Below are 24,140 nucleotides of genomic sequence, written 5' to 3' on the forward strand. Positions count from 1 at the left end.
ATTTTACCATGCGGGTAACGGCCTTTGTTAGAACGCTTTTGACTGTTTGTTTTCTAGCTGCCCCCGGTCCTGACTTTCAACAGATCGCCCGGAGTGAGCCTGGTGGAATTCAGGCTGTTCCAGCGGCGAAGGTTGGAGGTGGTTACATTGAACCTGCGGGCTATCTTCCAGAGGCTGTCGCCGCGCCTCACCCGGTAGTTGATGGTTTTACCGGCTTCAGGCCTTGTTTTGGATTTGACCGCGGGCTGCACCTTGGACTCGGCCTTGGCCTGGGGTACATAGAGCACCAGTTTCTGTCCGGGGCTTAGCCTATTGCTGCGGCGTCCGTTCCAACGCTTTATCTGCTTGTAGTTCAGGCCGTAAGCCAGGGAGATGTCCCAGAGGGTGTCACCCCTTTTGACCGTGTGTACGATTTTGCGCTGGTTTCTGTGAGGAGCCTTGTAGGCCACTGTCCTGGTCTTGCTCCCCTTGCTCGAGGCAACTGTGTTGCGGCTCTTTACATGGCTGCGTCCGCTGGGGGGAACATAAACCACCTGGCCGATGCGCAGCCGCCTGGGGTTCAGCCTGGGGTTCATGGCCATCAGGTCCGAAAGCCTCACCCCAAAGGACTGGGCAATGCGTCCCAGGGTGTCTCCCCGATGGACTTTCACTTTAACCGCCCTGGCCCTGGCCGCCCTCTGTTTGGGGGTAAGCTTGGCATAGGCGGCATTAAAGGCAAGGGCCTTGCCTTTGGGTATCCTGAGTGTGTAAGTGCCGCCACCGGGCGGTGTGGACCATCTGCGCAGTTCCGGGTTTAAGTGTGATAATTCTTTGGACTTGACCCCGGCCAGCTTGGCTGCCACGGAAAGTGAGGTGCCTGCGTGGACCTTCACCGTATCGAATTCCAGGGGCGGTTCATACTTGATTTCTTCGAAACCGTATTTGCCCGGATCTTTGGCTATCAGCGCGGCCGCGATCATTTTGGGCACGTACTGTTTGGTTTCGCGCTTGAGGTAACGGCGGTTCCGCTGGCTGATATCCCAGAAGTTTTCGGCCTTGTACCTGGAAAGGGCTCTTCTGATCTTGGCTTCACCGGCGTTATAGGCAGCGGCGGCCAGATACCAGGAGTTGAACTCCTCATACAGGGCTTTCAAGTACTGGGCGGCCGCATGAGTGGCCTTAACCGGGTCCCTGCGTTCATCCACCCAATAGTTGATTTTAAGGCCGTAGCGCTTGCCCGTGCCCCGGATAAACTGCCAGGGACCTACTGCGTGGGCCCTTGAATAAGCTCGGCAGGAAAAGCCGCTTTCGATCATGGCCAGGTAGACCAAGTCTTCGGGCAGGCCGTACTGCTTTAAGATGTCCGTCATCATGGGCACATAGCGCCCTGAGCGGGAAAGCCAGTACTGAAAACGCTTGGGAATGCGATTCTGGAAATAATCCAGAAAGTAATTAACCTGTTTATTAATAGTTATCGGTATGTCATAGGTTACTTCGGGTTCCTTGGCGTCTGCGGCCTCGGCCTTTTGGGAGGGGGTTATCTCCTTGGCAGCCAGTTCTTTCAGCTCTTGAGCGATCTGGGCCTCGATTTCTTTTTCCGGAGGCCTTGGTTTTTGAATCGCTTTAGGTTCGGCTTCGGTTTGCTGAGCCGTTTGCTGGGTTGTGGCACATCCTGCGAGAGCAAGAGATAAAAGCAGGCCAAGGGTTAGAAATCTGGGTGTAATCCGAGAGAGGGTCATACTATGATCCTTTGGCAATATCAAAACGATTAGATCACTTATTAGCAGATACGCCCAATTCTGTAAACCCCCAAGAATGATACGGGCGAAAAAACATGTAAAATTGGAAAATATTATTTGGCAAAAAACACCTAATCTTTACGGGGTAATGATGGAAGTAAAAAATTTCATCGGTTGGATTTGACTAGACCATAGAGTAAAGATAGGATTAATCTGTTACTTCCAGCTACATTATATCCCTAAAAAGCAGGGGAAATGCAAGATGAAAAACAATTATATAAAAGATAAATATACCCGGTCTAAAATTAGAATATCTGTTTTGTTCCTTTTCTTAATTTCTATGATATTTCTATTGGTTTCACCTGTCCAGGCTAAACAATCGGCCTCGAACCAGGCTATGTTGATCCCCATGGTAAACGGTTATCAGACCGGGGAACAGGGACCCTTATTTATACTTTTGAAAAACATTTTCCCCCCTGACTTCAAGGTTAAAAACCAAAATATTAAGGCAAGCCTTTTATTTGCTGAAAATTCTGGCTTTGAGGCCGAGTTTTTAATCTTTGAAGAGGTCAATTCGGAAATGATCCCCAAGGGGATTTGGGTTGCTGGTTTTAAACTGTCTTTACCGGATGGCATTGCAAGGGGAAAAACAGTTAAAAAAGCAACCTTATTGCTCCATGAGCAAAAGAAACAGGTGGCGTCTATTAACCTGTCCCTACCTTTAAACGTATTGCCCGAAGGGGAAAGCCCCAGACTTCTGAGTCCGGAAATGGCAGCGAGCTTGGGGATGACGCCGGATGCCCTTTCGAATAAAACCATGGCTAAGGTAGATAATTCCAAAAAGGATGCCGACGACTGGCAAGACAAATCCATCTGGCTGGTTTTGCTGTTGGTTTTCGGCGGGGGCCTTGCCTTGAACCTGACCCCTTGCGTTTATCCTCTGATTCCCATAACCATCAGCTTTTTTGGCGGAAGGTCCCAGGGCTCCAAGGGGTTGATGGCTGCCAACTCCCTGGTCTATCTCGGCGGCCTTTGCCTGACCTATACGGTTATCGGCGCCTTGATAGCCCTTACCGGCCAGATGCTGGGCCAGGCTCTGACCTGGCCGCCGGTGGTTCTGTTTGTGGCCCTGATACTGGTGGTCATGGCCTTTTCCATGTTCGGTCTGTGGGAGATAAGGCTTCCGGCCGGTCTTAACCGTGTGGCCTCGGCCAACCGAAGCGGCATCCTGGGCACCTTTGTCATGGGCCTAACCGTGGGGCTCTTGGCAGCTCCCTGCGTGGGCCCCTTTGTGGTCTCCCTCATGACCCATGTGGCCACGGTGGGCCGCTTGGATTACGGACTTTTGGTGTTTTTCGTCTTTTCCCTGGGTTTGGGCCTGCCGCTTACCGTGCTGGCCTTTTTCTCGGGTTCCATTGCCGGGTTGCCCGGGGCCGGGGATTGGATGGTCTGGGTGCGCCGCTTTTTTGGAGTGGTGCTTTTGATCATGGCCCTTTATGTGCTCAAGCCGGTTTTGGGCCAGGCGGCCTTTGACTGGGGCCTGGTGGCGATTGGTCTTGCGGGAGCGGTTTACCTGGGCTTTTTTGAAAAAAGCGGGAAGGGAAAGTTTTTGGCTTTTAAACGAATATTTGCCGTTATTGCTTTAATGGCTGTGGCTGTCTTTGGCTGGTTCACCTTGTATCCCACATTTGTTTCTCAACCGGGCGCTTCCCATGCGGCCTGGCAGGCCTTCAGTCCGGCGGTGCTGGATAAGGCCGCCAAAGAGAATAAACCCGTGGTGGTGGATTTCGCGGCTGACTGGTGCATGCCCTGCAAACAGATGGATGCCACTGTCTTCAGTGACCAGAAAGTCATAAAGGCTATGGGGGATTTTGTCATGGTGCGGGCCGACGTGACCAACGGAGCCTCCCCCGACCTGAAGCCCTATGCAGCCAAATGGCGCTTACGCGGGGTGCCGACCCTGATATTCCTGGACAGTCGGGGAAACTGGCTAAAGGACCTGACCATAGTGGGGGCAGTGCCCAAAGAGGTGGTTCTGGAGCGCCTAAACCGGGTAAGGGAGCGTTCCGGCGGTTAAGGTCTGTTACAAGAGTTGTTAACGGCTCGCCGGGGTAGGCGGGCCGTTACGGCAAAAGGAGGACTTATGTCTCCCTTGGGCGGCGAGTTGACTAAACCTGCGGTTATTCATGACCTGGTCTCCACCGCCCTGGGCGAAGAGGCCGCCGACCTGGTGGTTAAAGGGGTTAGGCCGGTAAATGTCTATCTTGAAAAAGTCGAGCCTCCAACTTGCCTGGCCGTGCGCCATGGCCGCATAGCCGCCTTGGGGCCTCTGAAAAAAGCCTGGATCGGCCCGCATACCCAAGTTGTGGAGGCAGGGGAAAGTTATCTTCTACCGGGTCTTATTGACGCCCACACCCATCTGGATTCCATTTTTCAACTGGGAGCTTTTACTCCCTATGCCCTGGCCCACGGCAATACCTGCGCCGTAACCGAGACCGCCATGATGGCAGGGGCCTGGGGAAAAGCCGGGGTGGATTTATTTCTCAAGGAGGCCGCTCGGCAAAAGATGCGGCTATTTTTTTTGGCCCCGCCCCTTACTCCTCCCCTGCCGGAGCTGGAAACCAGCGCCGACTTCAGTGCAAAAGAATTTGAAGAACTTTTAACGAGCCCGGAGTGCCTGGGCATAGGCGAGACCTACTGGACAGCGGTGACGGATCATGACCCCAGGGTGGGCAGGTTTTTCAGTCTGGCTCAAAACCTGAATAAAACCCAGGAGGGGCATGCTGCCGGGGCTAAAGGTGACCGTCTGGTCGCCTATGCCGCGGCGGGTGTCACCAGCTGCCATGAGGCGATCACAGGCCCGGAGGCCCTGGAAAGGCTCAGGCTGGGAATTGCCGTGCAGGTCAGGGAAGGGTTTGTGCGCAAGGAGATGGATGAGGTGGTTCCTTCCTTGCGCGATTTGCCGGACACCAGGCAGGTGATGCTGGTTACAGACCTGGCTCCCCTGGATGGCCTGGCCGAAAACGGAGCCATGAACCCTTTATTGCAAAAGGCCGTGGAGATGGGAGTGAACCCGGCCCGGGCCGTGGCCTGGTGCAGCTTGAACCCCGCCCGTTATTTTGGATTGCGACGCCTGGGCGGCCTTGCTCCGGGTAATTGGGCGGATTTTTGGCTGGCAGGGGATCTGGAAAAATTTAAAGCCCAAAAAGTATATTTAGCCGGTGAGTGCGTCGCGGAAAACGGCATCCCCCTTGACCCTGACACCAGGGTAGACTACCCGGAGTCCGCCCGCCGGACCATGCAATGCAAAAGGCCGGAGGCTGCGGATTTTTCGATTAAGGCGCAAGGACCGGAAGTCCGGGCAAGAGTCTCTGTCATAGTCTCGAGCACCATAACCAAAGAAGCTGTCCATGAGCTTTGTGTGGAAAATGGCCTGGTCAAGCCCGACCCCAAAAGGGACATTCTCAAGATGGGGGTTTTTAATCGTCATGTCCGGGATGCCGCACCGGCCCTGGGCTTTGTTCAGGGTTGGGGAATCAAAAGCGGCGCCTTGGCCACCACGCTTTTATGGGACGCCAACAACCTGTTGGTTTTGGGGGCCTCGGACAGGGAGATGGCCCTGGCCGCCGGCCGGGCCCACGAGCTGGGGGGCGGTGTGGTGGTGGCTAAAGGGGCGGAGATCCTGGCTGAGCATGCCATGCCCATCGCCGGCATTATTTCGGACAGGCCCCTTAGCCGGATAGTTTTGGAGCAAAAGGCCTGTGAACAGGCGTTGCGCAGCCTGGGCTGTGGGCTTATCGATCCCCTGTTGACCGTCCAGACCTTGTCTTTTACTGGTTTACCCTTTATCCGCCTTACGGATAAAGGGTTGGTGGATATCAAAACCGGAACCCGCTTGGAGGTGCTTCTGTGAGTAGGTCTCGATATCTGATTAATTTTGTCGGTTTAATTATATTTTCAGTTGTTTTTTTAAACTTAAACGCCTGGGCCCTGGATGAATTAAGGCTTCAGGGAAAGATTTCAGGCCCCGGTGGAGAGGCGGTGGCCGGAGCTTTGATAAGTGATGGGCACCAGGTGAAGATCAGCTTGGCTAAAGGCGAATTTGAGATCAAGACCAGGCCGGGCCGCATCCTGGCAATCACCGCGCCTTCCGGTTATGCGGTCAAGGGCGACTGGTGGTGGCCGGTTGAAAAGTTCAAGAAATCCGGGCAAACCGTCAACCTTGTAAAGGTCCATTACGGTAAGGAGATAAGAATAGCCGCACTTTCCGATCCCCATCTTTGTTCAAAGGAGGCGCCGCCCGACTGGGAGGTAAAGCCCGGATACCTGGAAACACCGATGCGCACCTGGGCCAAGGTGGCCCGCCAGCTAAAGGATTTCCGGCCTCATTTAAGCCTGGTGGCGGGTGATATCTGTATGGATGCCGAACACAAAAAAACTGCCCACACCAAGGCTCAGATGCTCTTGGCCTGCCAGGCGGTGGGAATGCTGCCTCAACCGGTGCGTTGCCTGCCGGGCAACCATGACGTTCGCTATGGATTTGAAGAGCCCTGGGGAGTGAATTTAAGTTCCTGGCGAAACTACCTGGGACCATCCAGACAGGTTTACATTGTTGAAAATATTTGTCTTATCATGCTGGACAATATGCATCTCGGCAGAAATTACAAGGACAAGCCGAAAAATACCGGCGCTTGCTCGGAAGACACCGTTAATTGGTTGGGAAATCTGGTCCAGGTCTTGCCCAAAGATTTACATGTCCTGGTTTTAAGTCACTTTCCGTTGTTTTCTCCATTATCCGGGGTTAACCCCCTTAGAAAAGGCTCCCTGGTAAAGACGCCAAAGGCTCCGGGTTTTGCCCTGCGTAATGTGGATCAAAAGGCAAAACAGGTGATTGAACTTTTGGGTGAGCGGCCGATTTTGGGCTTGATAAACGGACATGAACATGCCTATCAGACCAGCACCCTGTTCACTGCCCAAGGTGCATTAAGGGCCATTGGCCTGCCGAGTGTCTGCGGGTTTTGGTGGGCCGGTGACATGCCTTTCGGCAGCCGGAAATTCCCCCCGGGTTATCTTAAAATCAAGCTTAATCTGGCCGGGGAGAAACCTGTTCTGGATACGGAGTTTGTGCCGGTGATTTACGCTCGCGTTAAATAAAATATGCTCTGCCCGGCTTTGGGCCGGGCCTATTGCAATCCATTGGCGGTAAGGTTTTTTCACAATAGTAATTCGCTTTGTTTTTAGTCGGTTGGCTAATGTTTTAACCACCTGTGCCAGCTTTTTTGGGAAAGGAAAAAACCTTAAATTTTTTGGCTGGGGAAACCCGGTTTTATTAGGATTAATGCAGATCAAAGGAGTATGTCTGCCGGGTTTTACGGCGTTGAATCATAAAAGGTAATTTTAAGTAATTGACCGGGTGAATTTTGACTCCTTGCCGCTTATTCCACTCTTCAAGGCCTGGCCGGGTCTGATGGATTGGACAAGTATTTAATTGCTAAAAGGCGCCTATATAAACCCTTTTGCTGAACACATGCGTCCGGTTAGTGGAAAAACAGGATAATTACCTGAAATTAAAAGACAGAACAGGATATGAGACAATGGGTTCCATTAGCTTGCATAGATGAAGTCAATATTTAAGTTTCCTTTCGTTTGCATGATTGGTGGACCTCAAGCAACATTTGGGGCGGCTAACAAAACCCTTTAAGGGTTTCGTTGAGGACAAGGAAGTTTAGTTCTAACGGTGGAGGCTTTGAATGTTTTTGAGTGAGATTCAAATAACTCATCAGTATCAAGGTGTTTCTGATCTCTTGGGACATAGAGAAGTTGTTTTGCTACTGGGAGGAATGTCAATCCCGGGGTCATGCTAACATAGGGACTGTGGAGGATAAAATTGCATAAGATTTCGCTTAGATGTAGCATATATAGTATGTATAAGTAAATTAAGCGCAATGGGTGGTGTAAGCTTCTTGACAGTCATGTCGACACAATGTAATTAACCACCATATTGGGAGGAAGTGTGGCTGATAACTTGACCCAAAAACAGCGTAAACTAACCATGCAGCGGGTCAAAAGTAAAGACACCTCTCCCGAGATGAAGGTTCGCCGGCTGATCCATGGGATGGGCTATAGATATCGGCTACATTGTAAGGAATTGCCAGGGAAACCAGACTTGGTGTTTCCAAGACTAAAGAAGATCATTTTTGTACATGGCTGCTTTTGGCACAGACATAACGGGTGCAAGTACGCTAAAATCCCGCAAACAAACCAAGATTATTGGTTGCCTAAATTAGCTGGTAATGAAACCAGGGACCTCACAAACCAAAAGAAGTTGTGTGATTTAGGATGGTCGGTTCTAATAGTGTGGGAGTGTCAGACTAAAGATACAGCTAGCCTAACTGAAATTTTAAGAGAATTTCTTGAAGAAAAAATAAATGGCTGATCAGTCGCAACAACTTGGGTTTTATGAGTTTTTCGCTGGAGGTGGCATGGCCCGCCTTGGCTTGGGTGAAAAATGGCAGTGCTTGCTGGCAAATGAAATTTGTCCCAAAAAAGCTAGGTCCTACCGGGTCAACCATACTAATCATAAATCCCTGGTGGTCGATGACGTAGCCAATTTGCACCTGAATCAATTACCTCCCGGTGCTCAGCTGGCCTGGGCTTCTTTTCCCTGTCAAGATTTATCCCTGGCTGGCAATTATGCGGGGTTAAAAGGGGAGCGTAGCAGCACATTCTGGCCTTTTATGGAGCATGTCAGAAATTTGGTTGCTGATGGCAGGCCTTTACCAGTGATTGTTCTAGAAAATGTCGTAGGTGCCTTAATCTCTAACAAAGGCGCAGATTTCGAAGCTATACTCCAAGCATTGGCAGATGAAGGCTATTTAGTGGGTCCGCTTGTCATCAATGCGATTCATTTTGTCCCTCAGTCAAGGCCCAGGTTGTTCATTGTTGCTGTTTTACGGGACAACCCAGAGGTAACTCGTTTAAGAGCCAATGGGCCTCACCCCGTCTGGCATCCAAAGCAGGTAGTGCGCGCCTATGATTTGCTCCGAGCTACATTGAAGGATTTTTGGGTTTGGTGGAGCCTGCCCGATCCCCCTCAAGCAAATCATCACCTTGAAGACCTAATTGAAGTGATGCCTGATGGCGTTCGTTGGCACTCTGCTAAGGAAACCGAACGGTTGCTTTCTATGATGTCTGAGGGCAACCTTAAGAAAGTACACATGGCCAAGAGGCTGGGTAAGTTGACCGTGGGCACCATTTATAAAAGGACCCGACGTGATAACGAAGGTAAAAGGGTCCAAAGAGCGGAGATCAGGTTTGACCAAATCAGTGGTTGCCTGCGGACTCCCGCTGGCGGATCCAGCAGACAGATAATTATGCTGGTTAAAGGCAATGAAATTCGCTCGAGGTTGATTTCTCCGCGCGAAGCGGCCCGGTTGATGGGGCTTGCTGATAATTTTATACTGCCTGAGCGCTATAATGAAGCATATCATCTTTTGGGGGACGGTTTGGTTGTGCCGGTAGTGTCTTGGCTTGAAAAAAACCTGCTGAATCAACTGGCCGCCCAAAGCCTTCTTTCCCAGGCTGCTTGATAACTACATTTTTAAGTTGAGTTGGTGATGGACAATACTCTATTAAAGTTGGAGCAGTTGCGCGATCGGGAGAAAATGCGTAGCAAAGGGCCGCTTTGCGTCGCCTTGCATGTAACCAGGGTGGCCATTGAAAGAGGCTTACCTATTGATGTTGACCAGCAGTTTACTTCAGGCGGTGGCCAAATTAAAGGTCTGGGCAAGGGCAGGGTGCAGTCCATTCTCAAAGGATATGGTATCACTCGCGTGTTGGCTGCGGAAGGTGGACGCACTAGTCGCGGCAGCATCGGCATCATGAAGTCCTATGTAGCCTTTTTAAACGAACTCAACAAAGTAGGACCTGTTGATCTTAATGTAATTGAAAGCTGGTGGGTTGAGCAGGTAAAGGTTTTTTTTGCCTCAAAGCCCTTCAAGCTCAAATATGATACCGCAAAATCTTACCGGGCCATCATCTCCGATCTGTTGACCCAAGCTGAGCGTAGACAAAACCAGGGCAGCGGTACCATGTGGGTTGGAACTTTGTTGCAGCACCTTGTGGGAGCTAAAATCGATAGCCTACTTGGTAAAGGTGAGGTGCAGCATCACGGGGCCTCAGTGGCGGATTCTCCAACAGGCAGACCCGGCGATTTTTTAATAGACGATATTTCTATTCACGTAACCGCTGCTCCTGGAGAGGTTTTGATCAGGAAATGTGCCGACAATATCAACTCCAACTTCAGGCCAGTAATAATAACCTTGCCCAAGAAAATCACAGTAGCCGAAGAGCTGGCCGCTCAAAATGGTTTAGAAAATCGAATAGACGTTTTTGATATTGAACAATTTTTGGCTGCAAATGTTTATGAACTTAGCCGTTTTAGTCGGGCGAATCGAAAGGTTACCATCAAGGAGATAGTAGAAAACTACAATCATATTGTTACGGAATGTGAGTCTGATCCCGGGCTTAAAATTGATTTTGCGTAGAGTGGAGAAGTGTCTTCAGATTACCATTAGTTGAGACTCAAGAGGTTCACCACAGCGGGAAAATATTCCACACCACCCTTCTCGCCCCCAAACGCAGCCCGATGCATTTCAAATTATTCTGGGAGCCCTTAGCAACAGCCAGCTAAATCGCGAGTTTTTTAACAGTCGTTAAAATTAGTTTCCTTTTGCAAAACCATTAAGTTTTAAGCGAGATTTGAAAAAGTCGAAAAGGAGTTTATTGGAGGATTACAAAGCGCCGGAGGCGATAAAGCCGTCCGGCGCTGTTACTGGATCTGGGATGTTAAGGGTTATTTATTTGATTTGGGCTTGACCAGCGCCCTTTTAACCACCTGGTCCATGCGTTCGGCAAAATAAAACTCCATGGAGTTTTTCACCGCCTTTGGCACGTCGGCTAAGTCTCTCTCGTTTTGCTTGGGCAAGATAACCTTTTTTATACCTGCCCTGTGGGCGGCCAAAATTTTTTCCTTGATTCCGCCCACCGGCAAGACCATGCCCCGCAAGGTGATTTCACCGGTCATGGCCATTTCCGGGTCAACGCTTCTGTTGGTTAAAAGGCTCACCAGGGCGGTTAACATGGTCACTCCGGCGGAGGGCCCGTCTTTGGGGATGGCCCCGGCCGGCACGTGGATGTGCAAGTCGTTTTCCTTGTGAAAATCCGGGTCAACCTTGAGCAGATCGGCATTGGCGCGTACATAGGACACCGCCGCCAGGGCGGATTCCTTCATAACGTCACCCAACTGGCCGGTAAGCACCAGGCCGCCCTTACCAGGCATGGCGCTCGCCTCGATAAACAGGATGTCACCTCCGGTGGGGGTCCAGGCCAAACCGGTGGCCACCCCGGGCACAGAGGTTCTAAGCGCGGTGTCCGGCGTTATTTTCTCGGGCCCTAAAACGGCGTTTATTTTTTTAACCCCAACGGAAACCCTCTCGGCCTCGCCTTCGGCAATGGTTCTGGCTGCATAGCGGCAGATGGAGCCGATTTCCCTTTCCAGGTTTCTGACTCCGGCCTCCCTGGTATAACGCTCGATAACTTTGGTGACGGCAGCGTCTGTTATGCTGAAATCACTACCGGTCAAGCCGTGTTCTTTTCTCTGCCGCGGCACCAGGTAGCGTTTGGCAATTTTCAATTTTTCATTTGCCGTGTACCCCGGCAGATGAAGGATTTCCATGCGGTCGCGCAAGGGCGCGGGAATGGTGTCCAGTACGTTGGCGGTGGCTATGAACATTACCTTGGAAAGGTCAAAGGTCACATCCAGGTAGTGGTCGCTGAAACTGAAGTTCTGTTCTGGGTCCAGCACTTCCAAAAGGGCGCTGGTGGGGTCGCCCCTGAAGTCGGCGCCCACCTTGTCAACCTCGTCCAGCATAAAGACCGGGTTGGCTGTGCCCGCCCTGCGTAAGGACTGGATGATCCGGCCGGGCAGGGCCCCCACATAGGTGCGGCGGTGTCCCCTTATCTCCGCCTCGTCCCTCACTCCGCCAAGGGAGATGCGTACAAACTCCCGGCCCATGGCCCTGGCGATTGAGCGGCCCAGGGAGGTTTTGCCCACTCCGGGAGGACCTGCCAGACACAAGATGGGGCCTTTCATGTCCGGGTTGAGCTTGCGCACGGCCAGATATTCCAGGATTCGCTTTTTAACCTTTTCCAGCCCATGGTGGTCCGCCTCCAGGATGGCTCGGGCATTTTTTATATCCAGCTGGTCTTCGGAATATTCCTCCCAGGGAAGGGAGGCGAGCCAGTCAAGATAGGTGGTTATCACATGGTATTCACTGGAAGAAGGGTGCATGTTGGCCAGGCGTTTCAACTCCCTGTCAGCCTCCTGGCGGGCCTGTTCGGTGAGTTTCTTCTCATCCAGCCTGCGTCTGAACTCCTCCACTTCGCTTTGGGTTTCGTCCGCTTCCTCGCCGAGTTCCTTTTGAATGGCCTTGAGCTGCTGCCTGAGATAGTATTCCCTTTGGGTCTTGTCCAGACCTTCCTTGACCTGATTCTGAAGCTTGGACCCAAGCTCCAGCACCTGAATCTCCCGGTTGACAAACTCACGGATCATGTGCAGGCGTTCTTTTACGTCCAAGGCGGCCAGCACACCCTGCCTTTCTTCCGGACTCATGCTGAGAATGGTGGAGACCATGTCACAGAGCGCTCCGGGTTCGGGAACGCTGGTGATCAAAGATTCCATTTCCTCCGGCAGGTTGGGGGACAATTTAACCACCTTGCGCAACTCGGAGCGCAGGTTGCTCATAAGGGCCTTGGTTTCAACGTCATCTACGTGTGTCTCAGGCGCCATCTCCACCCTGGCCTTGATAAAGGGCTCCAGGCTTACGAAATCGCCTGTGTGAAAACGGGTCAGCCCCTGGATAACCAGACTTAAGTCCCCGTTTTCAGATGTTATCATCCTGAGAACCTGGGCAGCCACGCCGGTTTTGTGAAACATGTCCCTGGTCTCTGGGCCATCCGGAGTGGCCGGTTCCTCTTTGTAGGCTAAAAAGCCGACCAGCTTGTTGGTGTTGACAACCTCGTCCACCAGCTCACGGTGCTTTTTACCTTCCAGCACCACAGGTATGACCATCCTGGGAAACAGGTTGACCTGGGTGACCGGTACGATCGGCAAGGTGGCGGGCAGGGCCGTGCCGCGTCTTTCCCGGGACTGTTCATCAAGCTCCGGCAGGCCGATATTGACTTCTATAGGGCCGTCAGGCCTTAGAATGCGATACTGATCGCTCATTACCATATCCTTTCTGAATACCCCTTGGCTTGAGGCCCTGATTATTTTGATTCCTCTTTGGGCAGGAATATGTAAAGAAGGCCGTCTTCCATCTGAGCCTGGACCTTTTCCGGGATAAAGCGCGGGGTTATCCGGAAGGAGCGGACAAAAGTTCCTGATTCAATCTCCATGCGGTGAAAACGGGCGCCTCCTGAACAACAGGTGGGCTCCCTCCTGCCGTAAAGCCTCACCACATTGTCGTCTAAGATCACCTGCACCTGGTCTTTATTGACTCCGGCCAGCTCGGCCACAATGACCACTTGATCCGGAGTTTCATAAATGTCCACCGCAGGCGACCAGGAACCCTGGTCTGATTGGTCATAAAGAGCTATGCGCTCCAGCATGCGGCGCATGCGTCCACTTATCAGATCACCGGATGAAAAACGTATAATCATGCTCATAAGGGTCCTCCGCAGAAAAACAATCGGACTTAAGCGATAAGGTAAGTCCGCTCTTGCCAAAAAAAAACCCCCCTCATTAAAAACCCCTACTTGACTTGGTGATGGGCGTACTTACCTTTGGATTGTATGGAAATTTCGGAAAAAACCTTTTTTCTTATACAAAAGTCTATTAAGTAACGCATGGCTGGAGACAGCCCGAAAATATAGGAGGGTAATTATGGCGGACAATCAAAGAATCATCGGTATCGACTTGGGCACCACCAACTCGGTTGTGGCGATCATGGAAGGTTCTGAAGCAAAGGTTCTCACCAACGAGGAGGGAAGCAGAACCACTCCCAGTGTGGCCGCTATAACGGATAAGGGTGAGCGTTTGGTCGGCGCCGCCGCCAAGAGGCAGGCCGTGACCAACCCCGCCAATACGGTTTATTCCATCAAGCGTTTCATGGGGAGACGCAAGGCCGAGGTCGCCGAAGAGGAATCTCAGGTGCCTTATGAAGTGGTGGGTGATGATTTGGTCAAGGTGCGGATCAGGGGCAAGGATTACACCCCGCCCGAGATAAGCGCCATGACTTTGAGCAAGCTCAAAAAGGCGGCTGAGGATTATCTCGGAGAAAAGGTGGAGAGTGCTGTTATCACAGTGCCCGCTTATTTCAATGATGCCCAGCGCCAGGCCACCAAGGATGCGGGCAAGATCGCGGGGCTCAAGGTGGAGCGCATCATAAACGAGCCCACTGCCGCAGCCCTGGCTTACGGCCTGGATAAAAAGACCAATGAAACCATAGCGGTTTACGACTTTGGCGGCGGCACCTTTGATATTTCGGTGCTTGAAGTCGGCGAAGGAGTGGTTGAGGTAAAGGCCACTAACGGTGACACCCATCTGGGCGGCGACAACCTGGACCAGCGGGTGATCGAGTGGCTGGTGGAGGAATTTAAAAAGGATCAGGGCGTGGATTTGAGCAAGGACCCCATGGCCCTGCAGAGGCTGCGCGAGGCCGCGGAAAAGGCCAAGATGGAACTCTCCGGCGCCATGGAGACGGACGTCAACCTGCCTTTCATCACTGCGGATCAAAATGGGCCCAAGCACCTGAACCTGAAGCTGAGCCGAGCCAAGTTCGAGGCCTTGGTGGAAGCTGAACTTAAGCGCACCCTGAAACCCTGCGAGCAGGCTTTGAAGGATGCCGGTATTGACAAGGGTCAGGTTGATGAAGTGGTGCTGGTCGGTGGCTCCACCAGGATTCCCAAGGTGCAGGAGCTGGTAAAGGAATTCTTTGGCAAGGAGCCACACAAGGGCGTCAACCCGGATGAAGTGGTTGCCATGGGCGCAGCCATTCAGGGCGGCGTGCTCGGTGGCCAGGTGAATGACGTCTTGCTTCTGGATGTGACCCCGCTTTCCCTGGGTATCGAGACCTTGGGTGGAGTCATGACCACTTTGATAGAGAGAAACACCACCATCCCGGCCAAGAAGAGCGAGGTGTTTTCCACTGCGGCGGATAACCAGCCCAGTGTGGATATCCACGTGCTGCAAGGTGAAAGGGAATTTGCCAAGGACAACCGGACCCTGGGACAGTTCCAGTTAACCGGTTTACCGGCGGCCCCCAGGGGAGTGCCCCAGATCGAGGTGACTTTTGATATAGATGCCAATGGTATTGTCCATGTCAGCGCCAAGGATATGGCCACCGGCAAGGAGCAGTCCATTGAGATCAAGGCCACCGGCGGTTTGAGTGATGAGGATGTGGAGCGCATGGTGGGTGACGCCAAGCGTTTTGAGGCCGAGGACAGTGAACGCAGAAAGACCGTGGAATCCAAGAACCGTCTTGATTCCTTGATTTATCAGACTGAGAAGCTTTTGAACGAGAATAAGGAAAAGCTCGACGCCTCAACCCTGGGCGCCATGGAGACTTCTCTGGAACAGGCCAAAAAGGCCCTGGAAGGCGGAGAAAGAGCCGCCATGGACAGCGCCTTTGAAGCTCTGCAGAACGCCAGCCACGCCATGGCCCAATCCATGTACCAGGCCGGTCAGGCGGGCGGGGACCAGGGAGCCGGGCCGCAACCCGGAGGCCAGTCGGCAGGGTCAGCCAAACCGGATGATGATGTAGTGGATGCCGAGTTTACTGAGCAATAATTTTCGACCTGTTAAGTTAAAAGCCCTGGCCGCCGGAAGGCGGCCAGGGCTTGTTTTTGAGTCAGGCTTCAGTCTCCCCGGATTAGAACTGAATGGAACACGAGTTTGGGGAATTGTTGCTTGCCCTGGCCAGGGCAAGGTCGATCAGCTTGTTTAAAAAGGCGGGCAGGGGATAGCCTCCGGCCTTGGCCGCCTTGGGTAAGAGGCTGGTCTCGGTCATGCCCGGAATGGTGTTGGTCTCCAGAATAAAGGGACCGTCTGCCGTAAGGATGAAGTCGCTTCTGGAGTATCCTTCCAGCTCAAGGGCTTGGTGCGCCCTGATCGCCATATCCTGGATTATGCGAGTCTGTTTTTCATCCAGCTCGGCCGGGCAGATTTCCTGGCTGGCTCCGGGCAGATATTTGGCGGAAAAGTCAAAAAAAGTATATTTTTCGCTGGGAATTATCTCTATAAGCGGTAAAGGTTCCGGCTCTTGATCACCCATCACAGCGGCAGTGACTTCTCTGCCGACCAGGAATTTCTCCACCATTACCTGTCTGTCCAGTAGAAAGGCAGCGTTAATGGCAGGCAAAAGTTCTTCTTTTTTCTTTACTATGGCCACCCCGTAACTGGAACCCTCTGTGGCGGGTTTCACCACCACGGGTAAAGGCACCAATGAGGTGATGTGCTTGATATCCAGAGGCCGCCCCTTATGAAGGAGGAGATCCGGGGCCACGGGCAGGCCCGCACTTTTAAACAGCACCTTGGACATGGGTTTGTGCATGGCCACGGCGCAGCCCAGGGGACCGGCGCATTGATAGGGAATACCCAAAAGATCCAGCATTCCCTGAATACGGCCGTCTTCACCGCCTTTGCCGTGCAGCATGATAAGCGCCACATCCAGTTCGTGGGCGTCTCTCATCAAGCGGGGTATATCCACCGAAGGATCGTAGACCTTTACCCGGTAAATCTTGGGGTTCAGGGCCTGCACCACCGAACGCCCCGATTTTATGGATACAGAGCGTTCAGAGGAGTCTCCGCCCAAAAGTACAGCCACATTAAGTTTTCTTTCTTGCGGGTTGGTCATGCGGCTGCCCCCTCCAGGCGGTTGCTTATTTCAGATGGTGTGTGGATGAGGCCGATTTGTTTGAAGATCAGGTCTTCCACTTCAAAGGCCCTGGCCCTGCCCTTGGCAATGCGGGCGATTCGTTCAGGCTCGCCTCTGCCGTAGCGTTTTTCAATGTAATCGTAACGGTCGTTCAAGTTGACGATACGGTCGTGCTTGACCCTTTTGTCTGCGTAATTAACCACCATGGTCTCGTCCAGAGGATGACCTTCCGGCAGATATACGTGAGCCCTCACCAGGTAACCCAGCTCGGGGTAACCTTTTTTAAACAGTATTTCGTAACCTTCTTCAGAGTGCAGGCGGTCTGAATTAAGGCATTGGGTTTTAGCGATATCATGGGCCAGAGCCCCGGCCAAAACGGCGTCTTCCCTTAAGGCAAGGCCGGATTCAGCGAGCCATTGATTTACCAAAAGCGCTACTTGGGAGACTACAAACGAGTGGGCCCTTATATTATCAAGCATTCCGTATTCATCCCACCAGGAGCGGACAAGCTCGGGCGTTGGAACCGGAGTATCTTTGCTTATGGCTATATATTCGGGAAACAAAATCCACCTCTGAGGCAACAGGGACGACTGGGCAGGCCGTTTTGCTGTTTGCGCAACTAAGGCGCAATAGTCGGCCCCGGCAAGGTTTAAGGTTTTTGCCCGGCCCGGGTGATTTTTTCAATCAGGCCGGGGAAGGCCTTTAAAATGAATTTGGCCACCATTACAGGCTGGTCTGCATCTAAAACAGGCAGGCCTTGAAAACTTTTTTCCAAAGGCGCCCGCCTGGCCAGGGCGAGCAAGGTCTTTTCCCCCAAAAGATGAGGCTCCTTACCCGGAGCAACCACCTCTATCTTGGGGATCGAAGCCTTTTTAAATCCCTCGACCAGTACAAAATCATGGTCCTTAAAATATTTGGCCGCAACCAGGGCGGGGGCGAGGTCTTTGGGGTCGCTTCGGGTTTCCAACAGGATACCCTTTTCGTGCACCAAGGCCACTGATTCCGCTCCGGCCCGGGAAAATTTATCCGTATCCTTAAGCTCCTCCGGCCGGATCAGACCCTCTGGATGTCCGTGATGCTTGATCACCGCTACTTTTAAACCGTATGCAGTCAGCTCCCGCACCACAGCTGAAACCAGGGTGGTTTTTCCGCTATTGGAAAATCCGCAAAATCCAAGCAAGGGTAACATTTGATTGTTCCGGTCCCAGCGCGAGAAAAAAACAGCGCTCACTTAAGTGGAGCATTAAAATCTAGTTTATGGTTTGGCTAATTTCGGGTCAAGCCATCATTGGCACCCGACCGGTTTGATTAACTTGCCCTGGGCCCCGGTGTTTGTTAAACCTGTTTATAACCGACTCCGGTCGTAAGGAAAAATCAAAATTCAGATAATTTTTGGTATACTTCGCTTTTTTTATCCAAGTTAAAACATCAAGTCTGTATCCAGGCCGACATACGGAGAGGGAAAAATGGAAAGAAAGATCATGCGGGCCTTATTAAGTGTAACCGATAAGTCCGGCTTGGACGTATTTGCCAAGGGGCTGGCCGAGATGGGGGTTGGCATTATTTCAACCGGAGGAACCGCAAAGATGCTGCGCGGCTCCGGTGTGGATGTGACCGATGTCTCCGAAGTGACCGGCTTTCCAGAGATGCTTGACGGAAGGGTGAAAACCCTGCATCCCAGGGTGCACGGCGCAATTCTGGCCAGGAGGGATGATTCCAGTCATAGGGCACAGTTGGGCGAGCACCATATCGCCACAATTGATTTGGTCTGCGTAAACCTCTATGCCTTTGAATCCACCATTGCCAAACCCGGCTGCACATTCAGTGACGCCATTGAAAACATAGACATCGGCGGACCTTGCCTGATCAGGGCCGCGGCCAAAAATCACGCCGATGTGACGGTGGTGACGGATCCGGCTGATTATCAGGCCGTCTTGGATGAAATGAAGGAAAACAAAGGCAGCGTAAGCGATAAAACCCGCAGAAAATTGGCTGCCAAGGCCTTCAGGCTCACCAACGGCTATGACGGCGCCATTGCCGATTATCTTGAGGCCCAGTCCAAGTAAGGAAATCTTTAAGGGGTATGGCGCTTGTTAAGAACTCCCACTTAACCACCAAACCCTGTTAATAAAAAGTTTAAACCTTAATAAACCAAAGGAAATTACCCCCTCGCCGCCCGGCGGCGCCAGGCGGGATTAATGATGGAGGCAGGTAAATGAAAGTCCTCGTGGTTGGAAGCGGCGGGCGTGAACACGCCTTGGTATGGAAGCTGGCCCAAAGCCCCAAGGTGAAAGAGGTTTTTTGCGCGCCGGGCAACGCGGGCATCAAGTCCCAGGCGACCTGCGTGGATATCAAGGCCGATGACATAGAGGGCCTCAAGGCTTTTGCCGCAGATAACGCCATTGACCTCACCCTGGTCGGTCCCGAGGTTCCCCTGGTGACCGGCATTGCCGATGAGTTTGAAGCCGCCGGGCTTAAGGTGGTGGGGCCGGACAAATATTGTTCCCAATTGGAAGGGTCCAAATCCTTTGCCAAGGATTTGATGGCCAAATACCAGGTTTCCACCGCGCCCTACCGGGTCTTTTATGATCACGCCGAGGCCCTGGCCTATGTGCGCGGCGCGGGCAGGCGTCTGGTGGTCAAGGCCGACGGCCTCTGCGCGGGCAAGGGTGTGACCCTTTGCAAGAATACCGAACAGGCCGAAGCGGCTCTGGATGACCTGATGGTCAAAAAAGTCTTTGGCGAAGCCGGGGCCAAGGTTGTCATAGAGGAATGGCTTAATGGCGAAGAAGCCAGTTTCATGGTCTTTTCAGACGGTGATAATGTTCTGGCCATGCCGAGCAGCCAGGACCACAAGGCAGTGGGGGAAGGCGACACCGGAGCCAACACCGGCGGCATGGGGGCCTATTCTCCCGCGCCCGTGGTTACTACCGAAATTTCGGATAAGGTCCTGGAAAAAATTATCTGCCCCATGATCCATGGACTCAAGGCCGAGGGGCACCCTTATCGCGGCGTACTCTATGCCGGGTTGATGATCAGCGAAGAGGGCGAGCCCAGTGTGGTCGAATTTAATGTGCGGTTTGGCGACCCGGAATGCCAGCCCTTGATGCTTCGCCTGGGTTCGGATCTGGCCGAGATTTGCCAGGGAATGATGGACGGCAACCTGGGCCAGATCAAGGTCCATTGGCACACCAGCCCTGCGGTGTGCGTGGTTTTGGCCGCGGAAGGATACCCCGCATCGTATGACAAGGGCAAGGAGATAAGCGGCCTTGAAGAAGCTGCCCAAATGCCTCAAGTGGAGGTTTTCCAGGCAGGTACTTCAGAAAAAGACGGTAAGTATTATACAAATGGCGGCAGGGTTCTTGGTGTGACCGCCAGGGGCCAGGATATCAAAGACGCCATTGATATAGCTTACAAGGCCTCCGAAATCATCAAATGGGAAGGCCAGTACTACCGCAAGGATATTGGCCACAGGGCCCTGACCAGAAGTGAGAAAAGCGCCCAGGTCGGTGTGATTATGGGTTCCGCCTCTGACTGGGACGCCATGAAGGGCGCGGTGGAGGCCCTGCGCATTCTGGGGGTCAAGGCCGAGGTCAGGGTGCTCAGCGCCCACAGAACCCCCGAACAGGCTGTTGCCTATGCCCGTCAGGCGCCTAGCAAGGGTATTAAGGTGATTATAGCCGGTGCGGGCTGGGCTGCTCACCTGGCCGGAGCCATGGCTGCCCATTCCATTTTACCTGTGATCGGCGTGCCTATGGATTCTTCGCCCCTAAACGGCATGGACGCCCTGCTCTCCACGGTGCAGATGCCTCCGGGAATCCCGGTGGCCACAGTTGCCATTGGTTCCGGCGGAGCCAGAAACGCAGGTATCTTGGCAGCCCAGATTCTGGCCTTAAGTGATGAAAACCTTGCCAAGGCTCTTAAGGGCCAACGCAAGAAACTGGCCCAAAAGGTCCTCACCGCAGATGAGACCATGACCCAAAGGGCATTGGCCGGCGAACCTTTTTTTGAATAGTATCTTAATCCTGCTGGGTCAATATATATTGACCCAGCAGGTGGAATTGAGATAAATTGCCCCGGATAATTACCATTAAAGAGGATTTGACTCGGCCGGAAGACCGGGAGACCCTGGAAAAGGCCGCCCAGATTCTGGAACAGGGCGGGGTGATTGCCTTTCCCACCGAGACCTTTTACGGCCTGGCCGCGGACAGTGAAAATGAAGATGCGGTTAAAAGGTTGAATTTTATAAAGAATCGCCCCAAGGGGAAACCCTTTCCCCTGATTGCGGGTTCCACGGACCAGGCCAGAGATTTAAGCTACGATCTTTCTCCTTTGGTTTTACGGCTTATGGAGGAATATTGGCCCGGCCCCCTTACCTTGATCCTCACAGCCGGAAAACCCGGACCCGCAGTATCGGAACAGGGCGGTGTAGGGGTGAGGGTCTCGCCCCATGCGGTGGCCCGCGGCCTGGCCCTGGCCCTGGGCAGGCCCATAACCGCCACCAGCGCCAATCTTTCCGGCAGGCCCTCAGTCAAAAGCGTGGCGGATCTGGACCCGGAATTGGTCGAGCGTCTGGATCTGATCCTGGATGGCGGTGAAACACCCGGTGGCTTGGCCAGCACCGTTGCCAGGGTTGATAATGACCAGATAGTCATTTTACGTCCAGGGCCGGTGGACCCGTCTTCCGCATAAAGGAACCTTCCCGGAATTTTTCCGCTAAATGAGCCAGTGTCCACGCCCTGATGGTGAGCCCCTACCACCGGTCTCCAGGTTTTAGTTTATTCGGCACCACTATATTGATTTTTCAGTATTGGGCTTGCTTTCAGATGGCCCTCACATCTGCTTAAAAAAACAAATTAACTTTAAAAACCGTATACCCTGTTGCCAAATTTTTGGAAGTTATTGGTCCTCGTTAACAAATGAGCAATGAATCACTATTCATTACAATGGGTTAGCTTGAGTGCCATGTTTAATAAAAACAAACACTTGACTCTAAACACCAATAAGTTTACTGTGAACACTCAAGTTTGAAACCTACCTCACCAATGGAGGTGCTTAGTGAGATCCGGGCAAGATGCGGTTATCGTGGCCATGGGTAGAACCCCAATAGGCGATTTTGGCGGTAAACTGGCCAAGGTCAGGGCTCATGAACTGGGCGCCTTGGTGATGGCCAGACTTTTGGAGCAGACCGGCGTGGACCCGGCCCAATTGGATGATGTGATCTTGGGTGATTGCGTGCAATGCCCGGATGAGGCCAATACGGCGCGCACCGCCATGCTTAAATGTAAAATTCCGGTTGAAGTCCCGGCGGTGACCATTCAGAGGCAATGTTCCAGCGCCATGCAGGCCCTGGCCTATGCGGCCATGATGATCAAATCGGGCGAGGCAAATATGGTCATGGCAGGCGGGATGGAATCCATGTCCAATGCCCCCTATGTGCTTCCCTCGGCCCGCTGGGGGGCCAGGCTGCGCCATAATCAGATGATGGACGCCATGTGGGAGATGCTTCATTCCGGCTCCACCTTGCTGGACCCTCCGGGATATATCATGGGCCAGACAGCGGAAAATTTGGCCCAAAAGTATTCTATTCCCAGAGAGGAACAGGACGTGATTGCCCTGCGCTCACATCAGAATGCGGCAAACGCTGTCAAGGAAGGCAGATTCAAAGAGGAGATCATACCGGTTCTCATACCCACCAGAAAAGGCGATCCGGTTTTGGTTGATACGGATGAGCATGTGCGCATGGGGCTTACCATGGAAGACCTTTCCAAGTTAAGGCCGGTTTTCAGTAAAGACGGCACCGTAACCGCGGGCAACGCCTCGGGCTTGAACGACGGCGCCGCCGTATGCCTGGTGATGTCCAGGGAGGCCGCTGAAGAACAGGGCCTCAAGCCGATCGCCAGGATATTGGCAAGCAGTGCCGCCGGGTGCGATCCCCAATACATGGGTTGGGGGCCGGTGCCGAGCACCAAAAAACTATTGGCCAAAACCGGTGTAGAGTTGGCCGATATAGAGCTGATCGAATTGAACGAGGCCTTTGCCGCCCAGTATCTGGCCTGCGAACAGGGGTTGGGGCTAAACCGCGACATAACCAATGTCAATGGTTCGGGTGTGGGCTTGGGGCATCCGGTTGGGTGCACAGGCGCTCGCATAGTGATCAGTCTCTTGCATGAAATGAAACGGCGTGACCTGACCCTGGGGCTGGCCACCTTATGTGTAGGCGGCGGTATGGGTATGTCCATGCTTTTGGAGAGGGAATAATGACCTACCAACTCACTGAAGAGCAGTTGATGCTTCAGCAGATGGTGAGGCGTCTGGCCAGGGAGCAACTGGCGCCCCATGCAGCCGAAAGGGACGAAAAAGGTGAATTCGCCTGGGACGCTGTGGAGATATTCAGGGAAAACGGTCTTTTTGGCTGTGATTTTCCGGAGAAATACGGCGGATCCCATATGGGCACTTTAGCCATGTGCCTGGCCACCGAAGAGGTTGCCAAGGTGTGCGCCTCCAGCGCGGTGGTGCTTTTGGTTCAGGAGCTGGGCTCCCTGCCCATGATGTTGGCTGCCGGTGACGAGCAAAAGGATAAGTGGTTTCCTTCTTTGGCTTCGGGCGAACATTTGGTGGCATTTGGCCTTACAGAACCAGGAGCAGGCTCCGATGTGGCCGGTTTAAAGACAACAGCGGTAAAAAAAGGCGATAAGTATATTATAAACGGACGTAAGCAGTTTATCAGCCATGCCGATGTAGCCCAATATGTTTGTTTGGCCTGTCGTACAGACCCTGCTAAGGCAGCTCACAAAGGGGGGCTTTCCATCATTGTGGTGGAAAAGGGAACTCCCGGTTTCAGTATTGGTAAGCATGAAGACAAGATGGGTATAAGGGGCTCCACCACCTGCGAGGTTGTGCTGGAGGATTGTGAAGTCCCGGTGGAAAACCTTTTGGGCAAAGAGGGAGACGGCTTTGCCATTCTGATGAAGACCCTGGACTTTACCCGGCCCTGTGTGGCGGCCCAGGCTCTGGGCATCGCCCAGGGAGCCCTGGACTATGCAGTCGCCTATGCCAGGGAAAGGGAGCAGTTCGGTAAACCCATCATCAGTTTCCAGGGGCTTAACTGGATGCTGGCGGATATGGATGCCAAGATTGAGGCTGCCCGCCAACTGGTTTACAAGGCTTCCGCCACCTTTGAAGAGGTGCCAAAGGATCTGAGCAGGGTGTCCAGGGAAGCGATCAGGCTCTCTGCCATGAGCAAAATGGTGGCAAGCGATACCGCCATGCAGGTAACCACCGATGCTGTACAGATTCTGGGTGGTTATGGGTATGTAAAGGAATACCCGGTGGAGCGTATGATGAGGGATGCCAAGATAACCCAGATCTATGAAGGCACTTCCCAGGTGCAGAAAATAGTTATCGCCTCCTGTCTTTGATCGGATCTAAGGCCTTTAGATCAAGGCAAACCCTCGTAGCCAGGCACAAACCCCGCCGCTGCCTG

Annotated in this window: 17 protein-coding genes and 1 pseudogene; 12 read left to right on the forward strand and 6 right to left on the reverse strand. The window is 52.8% G+C overall.

All coding sequences use genetic code 11. The annotated features are described in order from the left end of the window. Positions 1–53: 53 nt before the first annotated feature. Positions 54–1,718, reverse strand: coding sequence for a LysM peptidoglycan-binding domain-containing protein (locus X474_RS07140; protein ID WP_052514966.1), 1,665 nt, complete (start codon positions 1,716–1,718; stop codon positions 54–56). Positions 1,719–2,535: 817 nt separating this feature from the next. On the opposite strand from X474_RS07140, the gene X474_RS07145 reads away from it, so the two are divergent. From X474_RS07145 to X474_RS07170, 6 genes are all read left to right on the forward strand, one after another. Further along, positions 2,536–3,795 (forward strand): protein-disulfide reductase DsbD family protein, encoded by a 1,260-nt coding sequence (locus tag X474_RS07145; RefSeq protein ID WP_197282012.1) that lies wholly within the window; start codon positions 2,536–2,538, stop codon positions 3,793–3,795. 66 nt (positions 3,796–3,861) lie between these two features. Beyond that, entirely contained in the window at positions 3,862–5,631 is a 1,770-nt protein-coding gene (locus X474_RS07150) for an adenine deaminase C-terminal domain-containing protein (protein WP_044347784.1), read from the forward strand. Next, the gene (locus tag X474_RS07155) at positions 5,628–6,872 is read left to right on the forward strand and encodes a metallophosphoesterase family protein (RefSeq protein WP_044347785.1); all 1,245 of its coding nucleotides are present in this window, start codon (positions 5,628–5,630) and stop codon (positions 6,870–6,872) included. Before X474_RS07150 ends, X474_RS07155 begins: the two co-directional genes overlap by 4 nt. Before the next feature lie 859 nt (positions 6,873–7,731). Beyond that, positions 7,732–8,154 (forward strand): very short patch repair endonuclease, encoded by a 423-nt coding sequence (locus X474_RS07160; RefSeq protein WP_044347786.1) that lies wholly within the window; start codon positions 7,732–7,734, stop codon positions 8,152–8,154. Continuing rightward, a complete protein-coding gene (locus X474_RS07165) occupies positions 8,147–9,307 on the forward strand; it encodes a DNA cytosine methyltransferase (protein WP_044347787.1) in 1,161 nt (386 codons plus the stop codon). The genes X474_RS07160 and X474_RS07165 overlap by 8 nt, the downstream gene beginning before the upstream one ends. 27 nt (positions 9,308–9,334) lie before the next feature. Then, the gene (locus X474_RS07170; protein WP_044347788.1) at positions 9,335–10,264 is read left to right on the forward strand and encodes a DUF4928 family protein; all 930 of its coding nucleotides are present in this window, start codon (positions 9,335–9,337) and stop codon (positions 10,262–10,264) included. 308 nt (positions 10,265–10,572) lie between these two features. On the opposite strand, the gene lon is transcribed toward X474_RS07170, so the two are convergent. Both lon and X474_RS07180 read right to left on the reverse strand, forming a co-directional pair. Beyond that, a complete protein-coding gene (gene lon, locus X474_RS07175) occupies positions 10,573–13,005 on the reverse strand; it encodes an endopeptidase La (RefSeq protein ID WP_082464210.1) in 2,433 nt (810 codons plus the stop codon). A gap of 41 nt (positions 13,006–13,046) precedes the next feature. Then, positions 13,047–13,445: an Hsp20/alpha crystallin family protein gene (locus tag X474_RS07180; RefSeq protein WP_052514968.1), complete on the reverse strand. Its 399-nt coding sequence runs from the start codon at positions 13,443–13,445 to the stop codon at positions 13,047–13,049. 217 nt (positions 13,446–13,662) lie between these two features. On the opposite strand from X474_RS07180, the gene dnaK reads away from it, so the two are divergent. Then, complete coding sequence (dnaK, locus tag X474_RS07185; RefSeq protein WP_044347789.1) at positions 13,663–15,567, forward strand: molecular chaperone DnaK; 1,905 nt, start codon at positions 13,663–13,665, stop codon at positions 15,565–15,567. An 82-nt stretch (positions 15,568–15,649) separates the two neighbouring features. On the opposite strand, the gene X474_RS07190 is transcribed toward dnaK, so the two are convergent. The 3 genes from X474_RS07190 to mobB form a co-directional block, all read right to left on the reverse strand. Next, positions 15,650–16,633, reverse strand: a complete 984-nt coding sequence (locus X474_RS07190; protein WP_044347790.1) for a D-alanine--D-alanine ligase family protein — start codon at positions 16,631–16,633, stop codon at positions 15,650–15,652. Next, positions 16,630–17,217, reverse strand: a complete 588-nt coding sequence (locus X474_RS07195) for an HD domain-containing protein (protein WP_082464211.1) — start codon at positions 17,215–17,217, stop codon at positions 16,630–16,632. The genes X474_RS07190 and X474_RS07195 overlap by 4 nt, the downstream gene beginning before the upstream one ends. A gap of 86 nt (positions 17,218–17,303) precedes the next feature. Beyond that, complete coding sequence (mobB, locus tag X474_RS07200) at positions 17,304–17,843, reverse strand: molybdopterin-guanine dinucleotide biosynthesis protein B (protein ID WP_044347791.1); 540 nt, start codon at positions 17,841–17,843, stop codon at positions 17,304–17,306. Between the two features lie 277 nt (positions 17,844–18,120). Between mobB and X474_RS07205 the strand changes: the two are divergent. The 5 genes and pseudogenes from X474_RS07205 to X474_RS07225 all read left to right on the forward strand — a co-directional run. Continuing rightward, positions 18,121–18,714, forward strand: a pseudogene (locus X474_RS07205) (IMP cyclohydrolase); the annotation flags it as partial. Positions 18,715–18,869: 155 nt separating this feature from the next. Further along, on the forward strand, positions 18,870–20,669 hold the full coding sequence (purD, locus tag X474_RS07210; protein WP_044347794.1) for a phosphoribosylamine--glycine ligase: 1,800 nt from the start codon (positions 18,870–18,872) through the stop codon (positions 20,667–20,669). Between the two features lie 56 nt (positions 20,670–20,725). Further along, positions 20,726–21,346: an L-threonylcarbamoyladenylate synthase gene (locus X474_RS07215; protein ID WP_052514969.1), complete on the forward strand. Its 621-nt coding sequence runs from the start codon at positions 20,726–20,728 to the stop codon at positions 21,344–21,346. Positions 21,347–21,745: 399 nt separating this feature from the next. Continuing rightward, positions 21,746–22,915, forward strand: coding sequence for a thiolase family protein (locus tag X474_RS07220; RefSeq protein ID WP_044347911.1), 1,170 nt, complete (start codon positions 21,746–21,748; stop codon positions 22,913–22,915). Next, a complete protein-coding gene (locus X474_RS07225) occupies positions 22,915–24,075 on the forward strand; it encodes an acyl-CoA dehydrogenase family protein (RefSeq protein WP_044347796.1) in 1,161 nt (386 codons plus the stop codon). The genes X474_RS07220 and X474_RS07225 overlap by 1 nt, the downstream gene beginning before the upstream one ends. The last annotated feature ends 65 nt before the right edge of the window (positions 24,076–24,140 follow it).

This window comes from Dethiosulfatarculus sandiegensis, assembly GCF_000931935.2.
Lineage (GTDB): Bacteria > Desulfobacterota > Desulfarculia > Desulfarculales > Desulfarculaceae > Dethiosulfatarculus > Dethiosulfatarculus sandiegensis.